Annotated in this window: 16 protein-coding genes; 10 read left to right on the top strand and 6 right to left on the bottom strand. The window is 67.8% G+C overall.

The annotated features are described in order from the left end of the window. A partial coding sequence (locus G4D85_RS25195) for a hypothetical protein (protein ID WP_205525692.1) occupies positions 1-575 on the bottom strand: 575 nt, incomplete at its 3' end. A gap of 261 nt (positions 576-836) precedes the next feature. After that, positions 837-2,345: a hypothetical protein gene (locus tag G4D85_RS25190; RefSeq protein ID WP_164016387.1), complete on the bottom strand. Its 1,509-nt coding sequence runs from the start codon at positions 2,343-2,345 to the stop codon at positions 837-839. A 98-nt stretch (positions 2,346-2,443) separates the two neighbouring features. Between G4D85_RS25190 and G4D85_RS25185 the strand changes: the two genes are divergently transcribed. Both G4D85_RS25185 and G4D85_RS25180 read left to right on the top strand, forming a co-directional pair. Then, positions 2,444-2,923: a type II toxin-antitoxin system PemK/MazF family toxin gene (locus G4D85_RS25185; RefSeq protein ID WP_240359488.1), complete on the top strand. Its 480-nt coding sequence runs from the start codon at positions 2,444-2,446 to the stop codon at positions 2,921-2,923. Positions 2,924-2,976: 53 nt separating this feature from the next. Beyond that, positions 2,977-3,735, top strand: coding sequence for a 2OG-Fe(II) oxygenase (locus G4D85_RS25180; protein WP_164016758.1), 759 nt, complete (start codon positions 2,977-2,979; stop codon positions 3,733-3,735). Positions 3,736-3,742: 7 nt separating this feature from the next. Here G4D85_RS25180 and G4D85_RS25175 read toward each other — a convergent pair whose 3' ends face one another. Next, the gene (locus G4D85_RS25175; protein ID WP_164016383.1) at positions 3,743-4,210 is read right to left on the bottom strand and encodes a hypothetical protein; all 468 of its coding nucleotides are present in this window, start codon (positions 4,208-4,210) and stop codon (positions 3,743-3,745) included. 231 nt (positions 4,211-4,441) lie between these two features. On the opposite strand from G4D85_RS25175, the gene G4D85_RS25170 reads away from it, so the two are divergent. After that, positions 4,442-4,762, top strand: coding sequence for a hypothetical protein (locus G4D85_RS25170; RefSeq protein ID WP_164016381.1), 321 nt, complete (start codon positions 4,442-4,444; stop codon positions 4,760-4,762). A gap of 89 nt (positions 4,763-4,851) precedes the next feature. After that, the gene (locus G4D85_RS25165; protein ID WP_164016379.1) at positions 4,852-5,880 is read left to right on the top strand and encodes a hypothetical protein; all 1,029 of its coding nucleotides are present in this window, start codon (positions 4,852-4,854) and stop codon (positions 5,878-5,880) included. A gap of 89 nt (positions 5,881-5,969) precedes the next feature. Here G4D85_RS25165 and G4D85_RS25160 read toward each other — a convergent pair whose 3' ends face one another. Then, positions 5,970-7,952: an OPT family oligopeptide transporter gene (locus tag G4D85_RS25160; protein ID WP_164016377.1), complete on the bottom strand. Its 1,983-nt coding sequence runs from the start codon at positions 7,950-7,952 to the stop codon at positions 5,970-5,972. 328 nt (positions 7,953-8,280) lie between these two features. Here G4D85_RS25160 and G4D85_RS25155 point away from each other — a divergent pair, with 328 nt between their 5' ends. The 5 genes from G4D85_RS25155 (at position 8,281) to G4D85_RS25130 (ending at position 14,004) form a co-directional block, all read left to right on the top strand. Then, entirely contained in the window at positions 8,281-10,425 is a 2,145-nt protein-coding gene (locus tag G4D85_RS25155; protein ID WP_164016374.1) for an N-acetylmuramoyl-L-alanine amidase, read from the top strand. 203 nt (positions 10,426-10,628) lie between these two features. Next, the gene (locus G4D85_RS50365; RefSeq protein WP_275900314.1) at positions 10,629-12,251 is read left to right on the top strand and encodes a hypothetical protein; all 1,623 of its coding nucleotides are present in this window, start codon (positions 10,629-10,631) and stop codon (positions 12,249-12,251) included. Between the two features lie 297 nt (positions 12,252-12,548). After that, positions 12,549-12,947, top strand: a complete 399-nt coding sequence (locus G4D85_RS25140; protein ID WP_205525690.1) for a hypothetical protein — start codon at positions 12,549-12,551, stop codon at positions 12,945-12,947. Positions 12,948-13,031: 84 nt separating this feature from the next. Continuing rightward, positions 13,032-13,526, top strand: a complete 495-nt coding sequence (locus tag G4D85_RS25135; RefSeq protein WP_164016370.1) for a hypothetical protein — start codon at positions 13,032-13,034, stop codon at positions 13,524-13,526. Between the two features lie 52 nt (positions 13,527-13,578). After that, positions 13,579-14,004: a hypothetical protein gene (locus G4D85_RS25130; RefSeq protein ID WP_164016368.1), complete on the top strand. Its 426-nt coding sequence runs from the start codon at positions 13,579-13,581 to the stop codon at positions 14,002-14,004. Between the two features lie 193 nt (positions 14,005-14,197). Here the strand turns inward: G4D85_RS25130 and G4D85_RS25125 are convergent, their stop codons facing one another. Beyond that, positions 14,198-14,593 (bottom strand): hypothetical protein, encoded by a 396-nt coding sequence (locus tag G4D85_RS25125; protein WP_164016366.1) that lies wholly within the window; start codon positions 14,591-14,593, stop codon positions 14,198-14,200. A 312-nt stretch (positions 14,594-14,905) separates the two neighbouring features. On the opposite strand from G4D85_RS25125, the gene G4D85_RS25120 reads away from it, so the two are divergent. Next, positions 14,906-15,673, top strand: coding sequence for a zinc-dependent metalloprotease (locus tag G4D85_RS25120; RefSeq protein WP_164016364.1), 768 nt, complete (start codon positions 14,906-14,908; stop codon positions 15,671-15,673). A 106-nt stretch (positions 15,674-15,779) separates the two neighbouring features. On the opposite strand, the gene G4D85_RS49635 is transcribed toward G4D85_RS25120, so the two are convergent. Beyond that, positions 15,780-16,604 (bottom strand): hypothetical protein, encoded by an 825-nt coding sequence (locus G4D85_RS49635; RefSeq protein ID WP_240359487.1) that lies wholly within the window; start codon positions 16,602-16,604, stop codon positions 15,780-15,782. Positions 16,605-16,941: the final 337 nt, after the last annotated feature.

Raw genomic sequence — 16,941 nt, 5'->3', positions numbered from 1 at the left:
GAGTCGGCGCTCAAGTCCCCGCGCAGGGTGAAGGACGTTGCCTGGTAGCAGCCGTGGAAGGAGCTCACGTCCTGCCCCGTCAGCTGCTTCACCTGCGCCAGCAAGTCCGGAGTCTCGCAGCCGCTGTACGGGTCGTCATCCGGGTATTCGTACCCGCATTCTGGGATGAAGCCCCTCGTCTCGTTGTCGAGCACCTTCACCTCCACCCCGGGAGGTGCATCCACGCTTTGGGCGTCGTACCCCAGTACGAGGATGTACTGGAGGTCGGCACCGGGCACGGCGCTGACCTTCCAATGCACCGACTCATAAGAGGAGAGCACGAGCACCTGCGAGCCGGTCCGCTCCACGTGGACCGTGGCCTTGCCCGTGGATGTGTGGTCCCCACTTGCCTCGTACACCCCGAAGACGTGCACCTCCGGATTGCCGCACGTCTGGGCTGATCCTCCGCCCGCGCTGGTGCTTCCACCCTGGTGCGAACCCAGCTCCTGCTCGTTGCTCGAGGCGACACACCCCTCCAGCAGCGTGAGCAGCAGGACGCCGCAGATGCTGAACCGGAGCACTCCGTTCCTGAACATGGTCGCCTCCGCAGAAGGGCGCTTGCTCCCCGCCCTCCGCACAGGGCAGACATTCTCCTGAAGTGCCATTCCAATTCAAGGGCGCGAGGCAATCCATCATGTGCGGTAGGGAACCCAATCGCATGTGTGTTTGAAGCGCATAGAGCGAATGGGAGGCCTGTTGAGGGTGAGGGGCTCTCCAAGAGAAAAGCCCAGCCCCCCTTGAGGTTGCTGGGCTTCCCAGGTTGTCCCCGACGGGATTCGACCCCGTGGAAGTCCGCCCTACGGTCCTCGGAGAACGGTCAGTCCCCGGTCGGTGAGGACGAGCAGCATGCTCGGCGTCACAGTGGGCTCGTAGACGAGTTGCAACACGCGTTGACCGGACACCTGGCTCACCTGGGTCAGCGTCGTGCCGTCCCCCTCCAGCCGCCAGAGGCCCGAGCCGTTCGTGCCGATGTAGAGCGCGCCATCGTCCGTCGCCTTGAGCGCGAGGATACGATTCGTCGGCAGCCCTGCGAGCTTCGACCAGTTCCCCGCCGAGCGTGACTTCGGCGTCATGGCCCAGACGCCGAACTCCGCGCTGCCCAGGTAGTAGCGGCCCGAGGGGGTCTGCTCGAAGGCGCGCCAGTAGTCATCGGTCGCCTGCCCGTTGAGCACCTCGTTGAAGCTCTTGAAGGTCCAGGGCGTGGGCCCGCCCCAGGTGTTCTCGCGGTCCCACTCCTCGAGCTTCGCGCTCGGCACGAGCACTCCGAGCATCTGCTCATTCGCGACGAGGACGTCTCCGTTCGGAGCGATGCCCAGCCCGTGCATATAAGGACATTGCAGCGAGCCCCACTCCGAGCCGTTCTCGTAGAGATACCAGCCCGGGTGACGGTGGCTGTTGTAGACGAGCCCCTGGATGCGCGTCACCCCGTGGTTCGTCGTGATGTAGAGGTCGCCGCGATACTTGCCGCGCGTCACGCGAGCGCAGTTCAGGACGGAGCGGTCTTCCTCGTAGTGGAAGTCGTTCGTGTTGTGGATGCCAATCTGCTTGTCCTTGTTCGACGTCTTGACGGTGCGCCAGAGGTGCTCCTCGAGCACCACGCTCCCATCCGGCTGGAGGCGGACCGCATCGAGGTCTCCCTTCTGGTACTCGGCGTAGCGCTCGGGCGTGTAGTACGCCTCGCCCGGTCCGGGGATGTACGTGCGCTGCTCGATTCCCGGCGCCCGCTTCATCTCGTTGGCGCTGTACCCCACGTACGCGCGCCCGGCCTCGCCACCGCAGATCACCGTGGAGCCGGTCGCGAGCGAGTCCCCGCCGAACGGCTGGCGCGCCTGACCGACGCCCGTGGTCCACGTCGGAGCCGTATCACTCGGGCGCAGCACGCCAATGCGGCGGCCATCGAGGAGCCAGAGGTTCAGCCCTTCATCGAGTCCAACACTCTGCGGTGTGCCGACGCCGAACGAGCGCGTGTAGTCGAGCATCGTGTCCACCGGCCACGGCCCCGCATCCGGCGGCGTGCCGGCATCGGGCTCTGTTCCCGCGTCTGTCGGCTCACCGGCATCGGGCCCCGTCCCCGCGTCGGGCAGCTCGCCGGCATCCGGCGTCGTCCCCCCATCTTCGCCAGTTGGAGGCGTGCCGGCATCCACGGAGGCATCGGGAGGGGACTCGGAGGGAACTTCGTTTCCCTCGGGCGGGCCGGGCGCCTGCTCCTCCCGCGGGTCGACTGTCCTGGGTTGGTCACCGCAACCCACCGACAGCAAAGAGATGACCGCGAGAGCTGCTCCCACCGCACCAGCGCGAATGCCCATCCGTTCCTCCGTTGACGGAGGCTCCATCGCAAGTCCCGGGCCGACGGCTCCCGCCGCCCGCAACTGGGAGGCAAGGCCCGCTGGCGGAGTGGGGCCGCATGCGCCCGTCCCGCTGGTTCCCGCGCTGGCCCGGGGCACTGTGTAGAGTGTCCGAAGGTCAGCGCGATTCGGCGGGCATGCACATGGATACGAAGTCAGCGACGCAGGCAGGCAGGGGCCCAGCCGACGTCCACCGGGGTGACATCTTCTGGGTGGTGCCAGAGGAAGAGCGGGGGTCGGTTCCTGCCATCCCCCACCCGTATGTGGTGATTCAGGACGACGTCTTCAACCGCTCGCGCATCCATACCGTGGTCGTTTGTGCTTTGACCTCGAACCTGAAGCGGGCGAGCGAACCCGGCAATGTGCTGCTCGACGTGGGGGAGGGGAATCTGCCCAGGCAGAGCGTCCTGGTCGTGTCGCAGGTGTCCTCGGTCGAGAAGGCGCAGCTTGGCGAGTACATCGGGACGCTCTCCGACGCACGGGTAGAGCAGATTCTGGCCGGCATGCGTTTCCAGCAGGCCTCCTTCTTCAACCGCTGACGACTCGCCTCATGGCATCATCGAAGGGCAGCAACTCCAGCGGAAGAGGCCCGGTGAGCGTCGCAACCCTCGAAGAAGGCCCGTTGCAGGGGCCGAGCTTCTTCCTCAGTCGTACGGCGCTTCGCTCGCTCGCGGTGGCCCATCGGGACACCTACGGTGCCGCACGGCCCTATCCTCACGTCGTCATCGACGGCTTCCTGGGTGAGCGGCTGGCGTCCGGACTGGCCGGGGTCTTCCCGGGCGCATCCGAGGCCGGCTGGAAGCGACGCGACCACCAGGAACAGGCGGCGCGCCTGGGGCAGCTTCAGCGCAAGGCGTTCGAAGATGTGCCCGGAGCGCTCCGGCACCTGCTCTCAGAGTTCTCGGGCATGTCGTTCCTCGACTTCCTGGAGACACTCACCGGAGTTCAAGGGCTCATCCCGGATCCGCATTTCCGGGGCGCCGGGCTGCACCTCACGCTGCGTGGGGGCCATCTGGCGCTTCACGCGGACTTCAACCGAGACCGCTTCCGTGCGCTCTCGCGGCGGCTCACCGTCCTCTATTACCTGAACCCCGATTGGGAACCCGCCTGGGGCGGTGACCTCGAGCTGTGGAATGCCGACCTCTCGAAGTGCGAGGCCCGAATCGCTCCGGTCCTCGATCGGCTGGTCGTGATGGCTCATGGCGACGACCACTGGCACGGCCACCCAGCCGCGCTGGAGTGTCCCGAGGGACGGGGGCGAGCCGCGGTCGCAGCCTACTTCTATACGGCAGAGGCGTCCCCGGACGCGCCGGAAGCCCACAGCGCCATCTGGGTCCCAGTGCGTTCCTGACGGTGGCCTACAGCACCTCCTCGAGAGCACTCTTCCAGTTGTAGCTGCCGGCCTGCTTGCCGACGATGGAGCCCTTGTCCGGGTCGATGTGGATGAGCAGCGTGCCCGCGTCCACCGAGACCCGGGTTCCCTCCGTCGACAGGCGGCAGACCGTCTTGGTGAGCGTCTCCTTCACCGCGGCCTTCCCGTCGGCGGTGCGGCAGACCTCGACCAGGGTGCCCACGGCAGCCTGGCATGCCGATTGGGTCCGGTCCTTCAGCGGGTCGAAGGCGGGGTAGCTCGTCTTGTCGTAGCTGCTCTTCAAGGCCGCTCCGCAGGCCTTGTTGACCGCGTCCTCCTTCGCCTTCAGGTCCTTCTCGTAGGCCACCCAGCCGTTCTTCTGCGCCACGGTGAGCCGTGCTGGCTTCGGGGAGGACTCGTCGGCGATGGCAAGCGAGGCGGACAGGCAGAGGCAGAGGGACAGAATCCGGAACATGGAGGCTCCTGGCGGAAGGGGACGGCGGGAATGCGGCTCGCCGTTCATCCAGGAGAAGCGCCTGCGGGATTTCTTTTGCATTCTCCCTTCGCCGTTCTGGAGACGGTCGGTCCTGTCCTCCAGTGGGACCGCAGGTTTTAGCGGGTTTTGGTGATTCGCTGGTTTCCGTCGATGATGGAGCTTCCGGGTCGACCCCTTGTGGCCCGGTAACCCCGTCGTCGTGGAGACACCATGAACCTGTTCGCAAAGACCCTGCTCGCGGGTGCCGCGGCCCTCGTGCTGGCCCCGATGTCCGCGCTGGCCCTTCCCCCGGATTGTTCGCAGGAGCGCTGCAACGCCAGCACGCCCTGCTGGATCGTCTGTGCGCTGCCCTGGAGCATGCAGGTCGTCACTTGTGAGGAGTGGGTAACCGAGTACGAGTGGGGCACGTGCGCGAGCGATGCCCGTGACACGGACGAGGACGAGCTGTCCTCGGCGTTTCGTCAGGATGACTCCACCCACGCGGAGTCGGTGTGCAGTGAGCCGATGTTGACGGCGCGCGCCGCGGAGTAGTGGGCCTGGAGGCTCCGTGCTATCGGAGCCTCCGTGTCCCCACGGAGGGGGCGTGCCGGGCCAGCATGCCCCCCTGCTCGACGTGACTCATGGACTCTCGACACCTCTCCCTGGCTGCCTATTCGGCGTTCACGGCCTGGTTGCTCAAGCTCCGCGGCGTCCCCGTCTCCCACCGCAGGCTGCTGAGCGGCGGCTGTCCGGCGGAGGAGCTGCCGGAGCTGCTGCGCGAGCTCAAGCGCGTGCGGGCCGACTTCAAGAAACGCCTCAATGAGGTCTCGGCTCCCGTGGACGAGCCTCTTCGCCGGGCCTATGCGGCGCTCGGCGTGCCCTGGTCGGCCTGGAGTGAGGTGGCTCAAGCGGTCCAACGCGATCTCAAACGAAAGCGGTATTCGCGCTGGGGAGGAGGGGACGCACTCGACTTTCCCGACGGTCCTCCCTTCGAGGAGCTGGTGACCGTGCTGCTGTTCGGTGGCGCGGAGCAGGCACGGCCCCACCTGCTGCGACGCGCTTCCGCTGCTACGGGCGCGCTCGACGGGCTGTGGTGCCGTTGGTTGTCGGGGGAGCCGCTCGCACCCGAAGCGCTGCGCTTGTTCGCGGGCTCGCCGGAGCAGCTCGCCGAACCACTCTATTCGCCGGGCCTCGCGGAGGTTCTGCCCCTGTTCTTCGTCGAGCCCGACCCTGTCCGTGCCGAGCGGGCGTTGGAGGTGGTCTCGGCCCAGGCCGCCGCGCCCCGGCTCCGGCCCCTGATGGACTTCCTGCGCTCACTGCTCGGCCTGTGGCGCCAGGACACCTCGGTGGACGAGGTGCGGGCGCGCTTCGATGCGAGCCTCGCGACCGTCCCTCCCTCCGAGGTTGTCTGTTTGGTCGCGCCCGCCTACCTCCATGGCCGGTACATCGAGGCGCTCCCGCCGCACCGGCTGCTCGAGCACGTCGGCTCGCGGCTCCAGCGCGCCGTCGTGCCCGTCCGGGTCGCCGACGTCCAGCCGGTGATGGAGGTCCTCTCCGCGCTCGAGGAGCTGGCAGCCAGTCCCCAGGGCCTGCGTGTGGAGCAGCGGCCCGATGAGGTGGTCCTCTCGGCGCAGGAGCCCGTCCCCGGTGGCGGGGACGAGTTGTTCTAGACGGAGACGGACGCCGGGGGGCTGCGCGACTGGCTGCGCCAGGCGGCCCGGCCGTGAGGAACTTCTCCACAGCCCTCAGGAGCCCACGGTCAGGTCGAGATGCGGAGCGCCGTCCGCGCCGCCCAGCGGTACAGCCCTCCCACCGCGACGATGCCGAGCACCACGGCGATGAGCATGGTCGTCACTTCACCCAGCTCAATCGGGAGGGCCAGCGGCTCGCCCTTGCCCGTCGAGACGATCAACCCGGCCAGCGCCACGTTGAACAGGCTCTCGCCCACGATGAAGCCGGACATGATGAGCACGCCCAGGCGCTTGGCGGGCTCACCCCAGCTCTGCTTGCTCGCCGCGCGCTCGAAGGCCCAGCCCGCCAGCGCGCCCACGACCACCGGCGCCGTGACGGCGCTGGGCAGGTAGATGGCGAGGCCCACGCCCAGCGGCGGCAGGCTGTAGCGACCCTTGCTGGCCTTCTTCACCACGAAGTTGATGACGACCAGGACCAGGCCGAGCGCGGCGCCCCACAGCACGAGGTCCCACCGCAGGTTGCCGCCGATGACTCCCTTGGCCAGGGTTGAAATCAGGGTCGCCTGCGGCGCCGCCAGCGGCTGCGCCGAGATGGCATTGGCGTTGGGCGCGCCCGCGAAGCCGTAGGCCCGGTTCAGCAGCGCCAGCACGGGGGGGACGACGGCAGAGCCGGCGACCACGCCGATGAGCAGGGCCACCTGCTGCTTCCAGGGCGTCGCGTCCACCAATTGGCCGGTCTTCAGGTCCTGCAGGTTGTCGTTGCCGATGACCGCCACGGCCAGCACCACCGTGGTGACGAACAGCGCGAACGCCACCAGCGCGGGGGCCGCCTCGGGCCCGGTGACGTGCCGCCCGACCACGCCGACGCTGAGCGCGGCGCCCAGGATGGTCAGGATGGCGATGCCCGAGACAGGCGAGTTCGACGAACCGATGAGACCGGCCATGTAGCCGCAGACGGCGGCGGCACAGATGCCCGCGAACAGGACGTAGCCGATGCCCACGGCGACCAGCGGCACGCTCAGGCTCTCCAGCACGGTGTCCTGGAGGAAGTTCGCCAGGAGCCAGCCAGCCGGCACCAGGGCGAGCAGCGTCACCAGCCCCACCGTGCGGATGGATAGATCCTGCTCCGTGCGCTCGAGCGCCTGGCCCTGCGTCCTGGCTCGCCGCGCCGCCTCCAGCGCGGACCGCAGGCCGCCGATGACCGGCCTGGCGAGGCCCGCCAGCGTCACGATGGCCGCCGCACCGATGGCGCCGGCGCCGAGCATGCGCACCTGCGTGCCCCAGACGCGCAGCGCGTGCTCCGACGCCGTGGCGTCCGGCATCGGGTCCATGGCCGTGAGGACCGGAACCAGGATGCCCCACGCAATCACCAGGCCGGCCAGCATCGCGATGCCGACCGTGATGCCCATCAGGTGTCCCGCGCCGATGAGCGCCAGCGAGCTGGCGGCACCAATGCCCGTGGCGCCGCTGCCCACCCTGAAATACCCGGCCACCTCACCTGCCATCAGCCTGGCGGCGGCGGCCGCCGCGAACAGGGCCGAGGCCATGCTGCCCCAGATGACGGACATGAGGCCGGCCTTGCCTTCGGTTGCGCCGGAGCGCGAGGAGGTGCCCACCTTGAGCACCTCGGCGGCCGCCACGCCCTCGGGATACGGAAGGTCGGAGCCGGAGACCAGCGCGCGACGCAGCGGCACGGTGTACATCACGCCAAGTACGCCGCCAATCGCACACGCGCCGAACGTCGGCCAGAACGGCACGTCGCTCCACCAGCCGGTCATCAACAGGCCGGGCAGGACGAAGATCACGGAAGCGAGCGTGCCCGCCGCCGAGGCCAGCGTCTGGACGATGTTGTTCTCCTGGATGGTGGCGTTCTTGAAGGCGCTCAGGAGCGCCATCGAGATGACCGCCGCGGGGATGGAGGTCGCGAAGGTGAGGCCGACCTTCAGCCCCAGGTAGACCTGCGCCGCGGTGAACACCAGCGTGATGAGGACCCCGAGGGTCACCCCGCGCAGGGTTATCTCCTTCGGCTGGGAAGACGTGACAGCGTTCATGCGGAGCGCTCCTTCACGGGACGCCTGGGGTGGCGGCTCGGAGAGAAATGGCGCCGAGGATACTGGCGTCCCGAGCGGATGCGTATTTGTCGGCCATCTGCGCGCAGCGGCCCCATGCTCCGCCGGACCTGACTTGGGGTGCAAAATTCCGGCCGTTCGGTATTCGGCCCTCGAAGTGGCAGCCCGGAATTTCCTGCGTGACTCCTCTTTGTCGATTTCATGAGACGCCGACCGACTCGTAACCCTCCTGCTTCTGGCTCCCCGTGCGCCTGCCTTTTGCGACCCCTGGGGCCGCCCATGATTCGCGTGACGAAGTCCGGAGGAATCGATGAAGAACAGGCCAGGAATTGTCGTGCTCGCCGCCTCGCTGGCGCTGACGCAAGCGTGTGGCATGGACGCGCAGCAGCCGCAGGAGGCGTCCACGGCGCCCACCGTGCAGCTGGACGCGCCAGGGACGGAGGACTCCGCCCGCGAGGATGAGTCCTTCGATGCGCTCTTCAAGGAGGCCGGCGCGGAGTTCGATGTGCCGCCCGCGCTCCTCAAGTCCATCTCCTTCGTGCAGACGCGCTACCAGATGGTGGAGGGCGCCGAGGAGTTCGAGGGCCGCCCGGCGGTCTACGGAATGATGGCGCTCACGGGCACGCAGCTCGAGGAGGGCGCGAAGCTGGCCGGCGTCACGGCAGCGCAGGCGAGGACCGACACGCGCTCCCACGTCCGTGCGGCGGCGGCGCTGCTGTCGCGCCACGCGGAGGCGCTGAAGGTGGATAGGACTCAGGCGGCGAAGTGGGCACCGGCGGTGGCCGAGGTGTCCGGCATCCAGGATGAGGAGGGCCGTCGCAGCTTCGTCCACAAGGAGGTCTTCCGGGTGGCCCGCCTGGGACTCGGGAAGCTCTCGAAGGAGTGGACCGCGAGTGGACAGGGCCTGGCCGTGGAGGAGCTGGGGCAGCAGGTCCAGGCGCTCGCCGGTCCGGACTACGCACCGGCCGTGTGGCGGCCCTCGCCCAACTACAACTCCCGGCCCATGGGTGTGAAGATGGTGGTCATCCACACCTGTGAGAGCAGCTACTCGGGGTGCTGGAGCTGGCTGACCAACCCCAACTCAGGAGTGAGCGCGCACTACGTGGTGCGCGAGGACGGAGGGGAGATCAGCCAGCTGGTGCGCGACGGGAGCCGGGGCTGGCACATCGGCGCCACCTACCAGTGCAGCAACAACAGCGGGGCGGAGTGCGGGCTGAACGGGAGAAGCGCCAACGACTTCACCATCGGCATCGAGCACGGCGGGTATGCGTCGACGGTGAACTGGCCGGTGGGGCAGATTGACGCCTCGGCACGGCTGCTGTGCGACATCACTCGTGACCACGGGATTCCCCGCGACAGTTACCACGTGGTGGGGCACGGCAAGCTCCAGCCGTATGACCGCACGGATCCCGGCGTCAACTGGCCCTGGAGGGACTACCTCAACCGGGCCAATGCGCACTGCGGAACGGCGTGCGTGCTCAAGGGGGACATCAAGGCGAAGTACGACGCGATGAACGGTCCGGCGCTGCTGGGCAAGTGCCAGGTCGGCGAGCTGGCCACGCCGGATGGGGTGGGCCGCTTCAACCACTTCGAGCGCGGCAGCATCTACTGGACGCCGACGCTGGGCGCGCACGTGGTGATGGGCAGCATCCGTGGCCGGTGGGAGCAGCTGAACTGGGAGCGCGGCCCGCTGGGCTACCCCATCATCGACGAGTGGACGGCGCCGGACGGCCGTGGCCGCTTCAACCACTTCGAGCGGGGCAGCATCTACTGGACGCCGGAGCTTGGGGCCTGGGAAGTCCATGGGGAGATTCGTAACAAGTGGGAGCAGCTGGGCTGGGAGCGCAGCGTGCTGGGCTACCCGAAGACGGGGGAGCAGGAGACGCCGGACAAGACGGGCCGCTACAACCACTTCGAGAACGGAAGCATCTACTGGACGGCTGCGACGGGAGCGCACGAGGTGCGCGGACTCATCCATGCGAAATGGGCGGAGCTGGGGTGGGAGAAGAGCGCCCTGGGCTACCCGCTGACGGATGAGCAGGGAGCGGCGGACGGGGTGGGCCGCTACAGCCACTTCCAGCGGGGAAGCATCTACTTCACGCCTGCGACGGGAGCGCACGCGGTGAGTGGAGACATCAACGTGAAGTGGGTCGCGCTGAGCCGTGAGGCGGGGCTGCTGGGCTACCCGCTGACGGACGAGACGGCGACGCCGGACGGGGTGGGCCGCTTCAACCACTTCCAGAATGGAAGCATCTACTGGACGGCGGCGACGGGAGCGCACGAGGTGCATGGTCCCATCCGCGCGAAGTGGGAGTCGATGGGTTGGGAGCGCAGCACGCTGGGCTACCCGGTGCGTGACGAGTACGCAGTCACCGGCGGGCGCGAGAGCGAGTTCCAGAAGGGCTTCCTCACGCTCAACACCGCGACCAACGCCGTCACGGTGCGCATGAAGTAGCAGTCCCGCGGACTCCTGAGGTCCGCATCGGATGATTGAGGTCCGCCCTCGGCGGGAGCGTGCCCATCCGCCTCCCGCCGCAGGGCGACACCTTCGCCGGCTCCCCCCTTTCCCCGAGAAGACGCATGCGCTTGTCACGCCATTTGATGTTGTTGTGTGCCCTGGCTGTCGGTTGCGGTGGTCCCGATGAAGAACCCCGTCCCGTGGATGAGCTGACCGGTCAGGTCCTGCTCGAGCTGGCCGGGGTCCACGACATGCACCGGCTGATGGAGGACGCGGAACTGACGGGTGGGGGCTGGATTGCTCCCGCGCAGGTGCAGCAGTTCCTCCAGCAGAAGGGCTCCTTTCTGGCCGGGTACAGGGACCCCGCGTGGAGCAACAAGACGGCCGCCACGCTCATCGTCGAGCGCTCCCGCGCCCATGGCATCAGCCCGCTCTACATGCTGGCGCGCATCCAGATCGAGTCGGGTCTCATCCAGAGCGGGACCTCGAGCAACCTGGCCAAGGCCACCGGTTGTGGCTGTCCGGACAGTGGGGGCTGCGACACGAGCTACGCGGGCTTTGGCAGTCAGGTGGAGTGCGGTGCCGCGAAGATCCGGGGATACCTGAGGGATCTGGACGCGGGCAGGCCCACGGTCAGTGGGTGGAGGGTCGGCTTCGCCAAGCAGACGTTGGACCCCTGCACGGTGACGCCCGCCAACAAGGCCACCGCCGTGCTCTACACGTACACCCCGTGGGTGGGCGCGTATGCCATGCAATGCGGAAGGACCACGGTGGGCGGTTCCTCGCTCGTGTCCGCGGTCTTCACCCGCTACCGGACCGATTACAACTGGGGCTCTGGTTGCGTGCTCCAGGGGGACATCAAGGCGAAGTACGACGCGATGAACGGTCCGGCGCTGCTCGGCAGTTGCCAGGCCGGCGAGCTGGCCGCGCCGGATGGGGTGGGCCGCTTCAACCACTTCGAGCGCGGCAGCATCTACTGGACGCCGACGCTGGGCGCGCACGTGGTGATGGGCAGCATCCGTGGCCGGTGGGAGCAGCTGAACTGGGAGCGCGGCCCGCTGGGCTACCCCATCATCGACGAGTGGACGGCGCCGGACGGCCGTGGCCGCTTCAACCACTTCGAGCGGGGCAGCATCTACTGGACGCCGGAGCTTGGGGCCTGGGAAGTCCACGGGGAGATTCGCAACAAGTGGGAGCAGCTGGGCTGGGAGCGCAGCGTGCTGGGCTACCCGAAGACAGGGGAGCAGGAGACGCCGGACAAGACGGGCCGCTACAACCACTTCGAGAACGGAAGCATCTACTGGACGGCTGCGACGGGAGCGCACGAGGTGCGTGGACTCATCCATGCGAAGTGGGCGGAGCTGGGGTGGGAGAAGAGCGCCCTGGGCTACCCGCTGACGGATGAGCAGGGAGCGGCGGACGGGGTGGGCCGCTACAGCCACTTCCAGCGGGGAAGCATCTACTTCACGCTTGCGACGGGAGCGCACGCGGTGAGTGGAGACATCAACGTGAAGTGGGTCGCGCTGAGCCGTGAGGCGGGGCTGCTGGGCTACCCGCTGACGGACGAGACGGCGACGCCGGACGGGGTGGGCCGCTTCAACCACTTCCAGAATGGAAGCATCTACTGGACGGCGGCGACGGGAGCGCACGAGGTGCATGGCCCCATCCGCGCGAAGTGGGAGTCGATGGGTTGGGAGCGCAGCACGCTGGGCTACCCGGTGCGTGACGAGTACGCAGTCACCGGCGGGCGCGAGAGCGAGTTCCAGAGGGGCTTCCTCACGCTCAACACCGCGACCAACGCCGTCACGGTGCGCATGAAGTAGCAGGAGCCGCGCCAGTCCCTGAAAACACCAAGGCCGGAAGCCGCTGTCTCCAGCGACTTCCGGCCTTTGCATTCAGTGTCCCCGACGAAGTTGGAGCCGTGGACACGAGGTGCCGCCCGCCACTACCGCACAGACGGCCAATGCCGCCCACGGCAAAGCACGGCAAGCGCGGGTGCATCGCGACGTCAGACCCCCTCCTTAGGATCTGCTTCGAGTGAAGGACCTCACGTCGCTTCTCTCAGCCAGGCATCCGGGCAAGGAGCCCGGGCCCTGGCCAGCTCCAGAAAAGGAATCCACATGCGTCATACCTCGAAGACCTGGGCGGCAGCCGTCTGTCTCGCGACACTGATGACAACTCCCGCGGCCCTGGCGGGTTACCAGACGGAATCCGCGAACTGCTACAAGAACGCGGATGGCTCGGGGCGGTGTTACGGCAGCCTCCTCGGCTTCCGCAATCACTCCGGCGCCAACACCCAGGCATTGTTCACCCAGAACAGCACTTCCGCTCCGTATTTCACCGCGGCCCTCACGTCTGGCACGACGACGGAGTACTTCAACTGCACGGCTGACGCAGTGACGGGAGCACAGTGGAGCAAGGCCATGAACCACCAGGGCTACTTCTCCATCTACTGGAACGTCATGGGTGAATGCTATTCGCTGTTCCTGAACAACGGCAGCCAGTACTCTCATTTCTGAGCCGCCATGACCGCCCATGTCTTGCGTATGGGGTTCCTGGGCCTGACATCAGCCCTGGGCAGCGCGATGGCTTGCTGGCTCGCGATGAGCCAGGGACAGCAGGCCCAGGACCTGCGCATGCAGGAACTCTCCACCGAGGTCGCTGCGCTGCGCCGGGTCGTCCAGGCCAGGCATCACGTCCCCGGCAGTCCTTCCGGGAGTAGCTCCGCGGGCATTCCTCCGTCCCTGGCCTCGGGCTCCGCACGGCCCACCGCCGAAGACCTGGATGCCATTGCCCAGCGGATGGCGACCCTGCTGAAGGAGTCCGGAGCGCTCGCCATGGGCTCACGCGAAGCGGAGCCTCCCGCCCCGCCCCCACCGCTGTCCCCGGAGCAGCGCGAGTCGGCGGCCCGCGCGGGCTCGCTGGTGGAGCGGGTCGTCTCCAGCGGGCGCATGACGGCGGAGGATGTACTCGAGATTCGACACGAGCTCTCCCAGATCCGCGACCGCGCCGAGGCCGCGGAACTCCGACGCAGGCTCGTCGTCGCCATCAACCAGAACCGACTCATTCCTTCCGGCGAAGCAGACGGGCTGCCGTAGCGCTTCACCCCAGAGTCCTGCTGTCGGAAGTCATCCCATCCAGGAGAAGACCATGACGAAGTCACTTTCCCTGAAGTCCCTTTCCCTGAAGTCGCTGTCCCCGGTGGTGGCGCTCGCCGCCCTCGGCATCGCTTCCGTCGCGAGCGCGGGCCTCCAGACGAGGACCGTGTCCTGCAACAAGAACACGGATGGCTCGGGCCGCTGCTATGGCAACTTCATCGGCTTCCGCGAGGACGCGGCAGCGACCTCCTCCGCCCAATTCCGTGATGACCTGGCCGGCAACCGCAGCTTCTATGCCCGGGCCACCGTGCCGGGCGCGACCACCGACACCGCCTACATCTGCATTCCAGACGCCACCGTCTCGTCTCTCTGGGAGAAGGCCCTGAGCTCCCGGGGCTTCTTCGACGTGAGGTGGGACGCGAACGGCACCTGTACATACCTCAGGCTGACCAACGGCTCGCTCAACACAAACTTCTGAGCTCCGGAAAGCCGAGCTCAACGCCCTCTCCATGAGAGGGAGCTACGCCCTGGGCTGCGCAGGGCCGGCAGCAGCTGGGCCAGGGTGACAACGCCCTGGCCCAGCGCGCTTCCTCGACTTGCCATCCGCGACGCGCACGGACACGGCACCGCCAGCGGCCTCACGGAAGGCCGCTGACGGCGCGCGGCTCAGCTCACTGGATGGAGGTGGCGATCTGCGACTGGCACGTGTTCGGGTCGATGAAGGACTGGGTTCCATCGGTGAGGCAGACGGCGCCGCCGTAGGAGCCCCAGTTGAGCTGCGCCGAGCAGAGGCCGCCGGTGACGCTGACCAACAGCTGCCAGATGCACGTCTTCCCGGAGGCCGGAGCCGCCGCGTTGTTCGTGTAGTAGTAGGTCTGGGTCACCGGCGGGGTGGGGGCGGTGAGCAGGAACCGGGCCGTGGTGGCGGCGGGCAGGGGGTTGGGCGGGAGCAGGTGAGGCGTGCCCGTCAGGGTGTAGCCCGGGGTGCGCGCCACGCCGGTCAGGTTGACGACGTAGAAATCCTCGAAGGCGGGGCCCACGGACTGCGACGGAGCTCCCCGCAGCACGGGAATCTCGACCGACCCCTTCTCCTGGACGCTGACATACTCGTCACGCTGGGAGAGGAAATCGAGGTCAGCGTGCCGTTTGTCTTTCAGTCCGCCGCGCGATTCGCCGCGATAGAAAGCCATGCAGGCCAACCAGCCACGTGGGTCTTGAAGCGCGCCTCCGCAGGTGAATGGCACGGGGATGACGACGTTGCTTAATCATGACTTGCTGGGATTTACAGGTAGAGCTCCCTTGGAGTCATATTGTCTGCCCCGACGCTCCCATGCCGGGACCGCGGGGAGAACCGCTTCAGGACGAAAAGGGGAACGACAATGTTCAAGCGAGCGGCAGTCCTCGGGATGAGCTGTGGCGCATTGCTGGCCGGCTGCGGTACCGACCCGCAAATCGAGAGCGAGGAGACCCTGGCCAACCTGATCGAGGCCGGGTTTCCGGCCGACGACATCAGGGTCGTCGACGGTGCCGTGTACGTGGGGCGCGACGCCCAGGTGTCCCTCGAGGCGTCCCGGGAGATGCTCCAGCCCGGCGAGGGGAGCGCGGAGCTGGTCAGGACCAGCAATCTCGTCGGCACCTCCGTGACGAGGATCTGCGTCAACCCCACCTCCTCGTTCAACGGCTACATCCGGCTCAGCCAGGGCCTCGATATGGCACTCGCCAACTACAATTCCCTGGGGCTCAGGATTACCTTCGTGCGGGGACCGACCACCGGCTGCACCGCGAACATCACCGCGACGACCGTGGCCGGCACAGGCCACTCTGCTGGATACCCCTCGGGAGGCCGTCCCTACGGGAGCATCACCATCGGCACCGGGCTGAACAGCTACAGCGTGGACGTGAACGAGCACGTCATCACCCACGCGCTTGGCCACACGATCGGTCTCCGCCACACGGACTACTATGATCGGTCCATCAGTTGCGGCGGCACGCCCACCAGCGAAGGCACCGCTGGCGTCGGCGCCATCCTCATCCCCGGGATGCCGCCAGCCACGCCGGGAGGGTCGATCATGAACTCCTGCTACCCGCCCGATACGAACGGCGAGTTCACCAGCTCCGACATCACCGGGTTGCAGTACCTCTACTGAGAGATGGCGCTACAGCCCCCTGGCTCGTCGATGACTCCAGGGGGCCTGCTCCTCGCGGGCACCGTCCACATGGGCGCTGTTGCCCGTGGACCTTCGAGCCTTCCGCCTACCTGCAAACGGAGTCGTAGACGGGCGTGACGGACAACACGCCCTGATTCGACATGGTCACGACGGTGCCTTGAACGGAGCCCGCCACGGCGCGTGCGGTGAGGGTGACGCTGGAGGGGCTCACCACGTCCGCGCGGTAGATGAACTTGCAGCCCCCCACCCATGACGCATCGGGCACGGGCGCCCGGGTACCATTCGCGCACCCAGGCGGTGAGAAGCCAATCAGCGCGTAGTTGTTGGAGTAGTGGTCCTTCTCCTGGAAGTACGCCATCTCGGAAACGAACAGCGCCCGGATTCCCATCGTCCCTTCTCGCAGCTGGGCGTCACAGCTGAACGACTGAGGAGGAAGGCACTCCGCCGCGTCCACGTACCGGCGCACGCCGTTGCGCTCCAGCCAGAAGAGGAAGCCGGAGACCGGGTGGGTGGTGAACTGGAGCGTGAGGCCCGCGGCGGGTGTCCCCGGAGCGCCCTGCGCCACCGCGACGAAGGTCGGGTTGGGGTGGGGGGTGATGCTCGCGATCCTGTAGGAGAAGTTGCACCCCGACACCCATCCCGGCCCCGGAAGGGGTGCACGCGTCCCGTTCGCGCAGGGCGGGGGCGCGAAGCTCCCGTAGGACGTGAGCACCCCCATGTCCTGGGTGAACACGTCCGTCTCCTGGAAGTACGACAGCTCCGCGACGCCCAGGGCCCGCGTCTCCCGGATGCCCTCGCACTCCACGGTGCCACAGTCGACGGGGGTGGGCGCATCCGCCCAGGCGGGCAGGGCCACCGTGAATGCTCCCACGCACACCACCGACAGCCATCGCTTCAGGTACTGCTTCATGGATTGAAACTCCTCGGGTCTGGGACGGAAGAAGGCTCGCGTCGCGGGTTGGACACGCTACCCCCTGCCGCCGGTCCATCACCACGCCGGGGACGAGCGCAGCAGCAGCTCCGACGCGGCCCGGATGCGGGGCGCCCGGCTTCGCGCCTCGCGCGTGGCCAGGTGGATCCGGTTGCGCACGGGCTGGGCGGGCCGCATCAGCTCCACCAGCGCGCCGCGCTGGAGCGGGCCCTCGCACAGATAGCGTGCCCTCCAGCGCCGTGCTTCCCGTTCGCAGCGTGTCGACCAGGACGTCCAGCGCGTCGACGTGCGCGGCGGCTGCCTGGGCCAGGTCGTG

The organism is Pyxidicoccus trucidator, assembly GCF_010894435.1.
GTDB lineage: Bacteria > Myxococcota > Myxococcia > Myxococcales > Myxococcaceae > Myxococcus > Myxococcus trucidator.
This window is presented reverse-complemented; position numbering and strand designations above follow the sequence as displayed.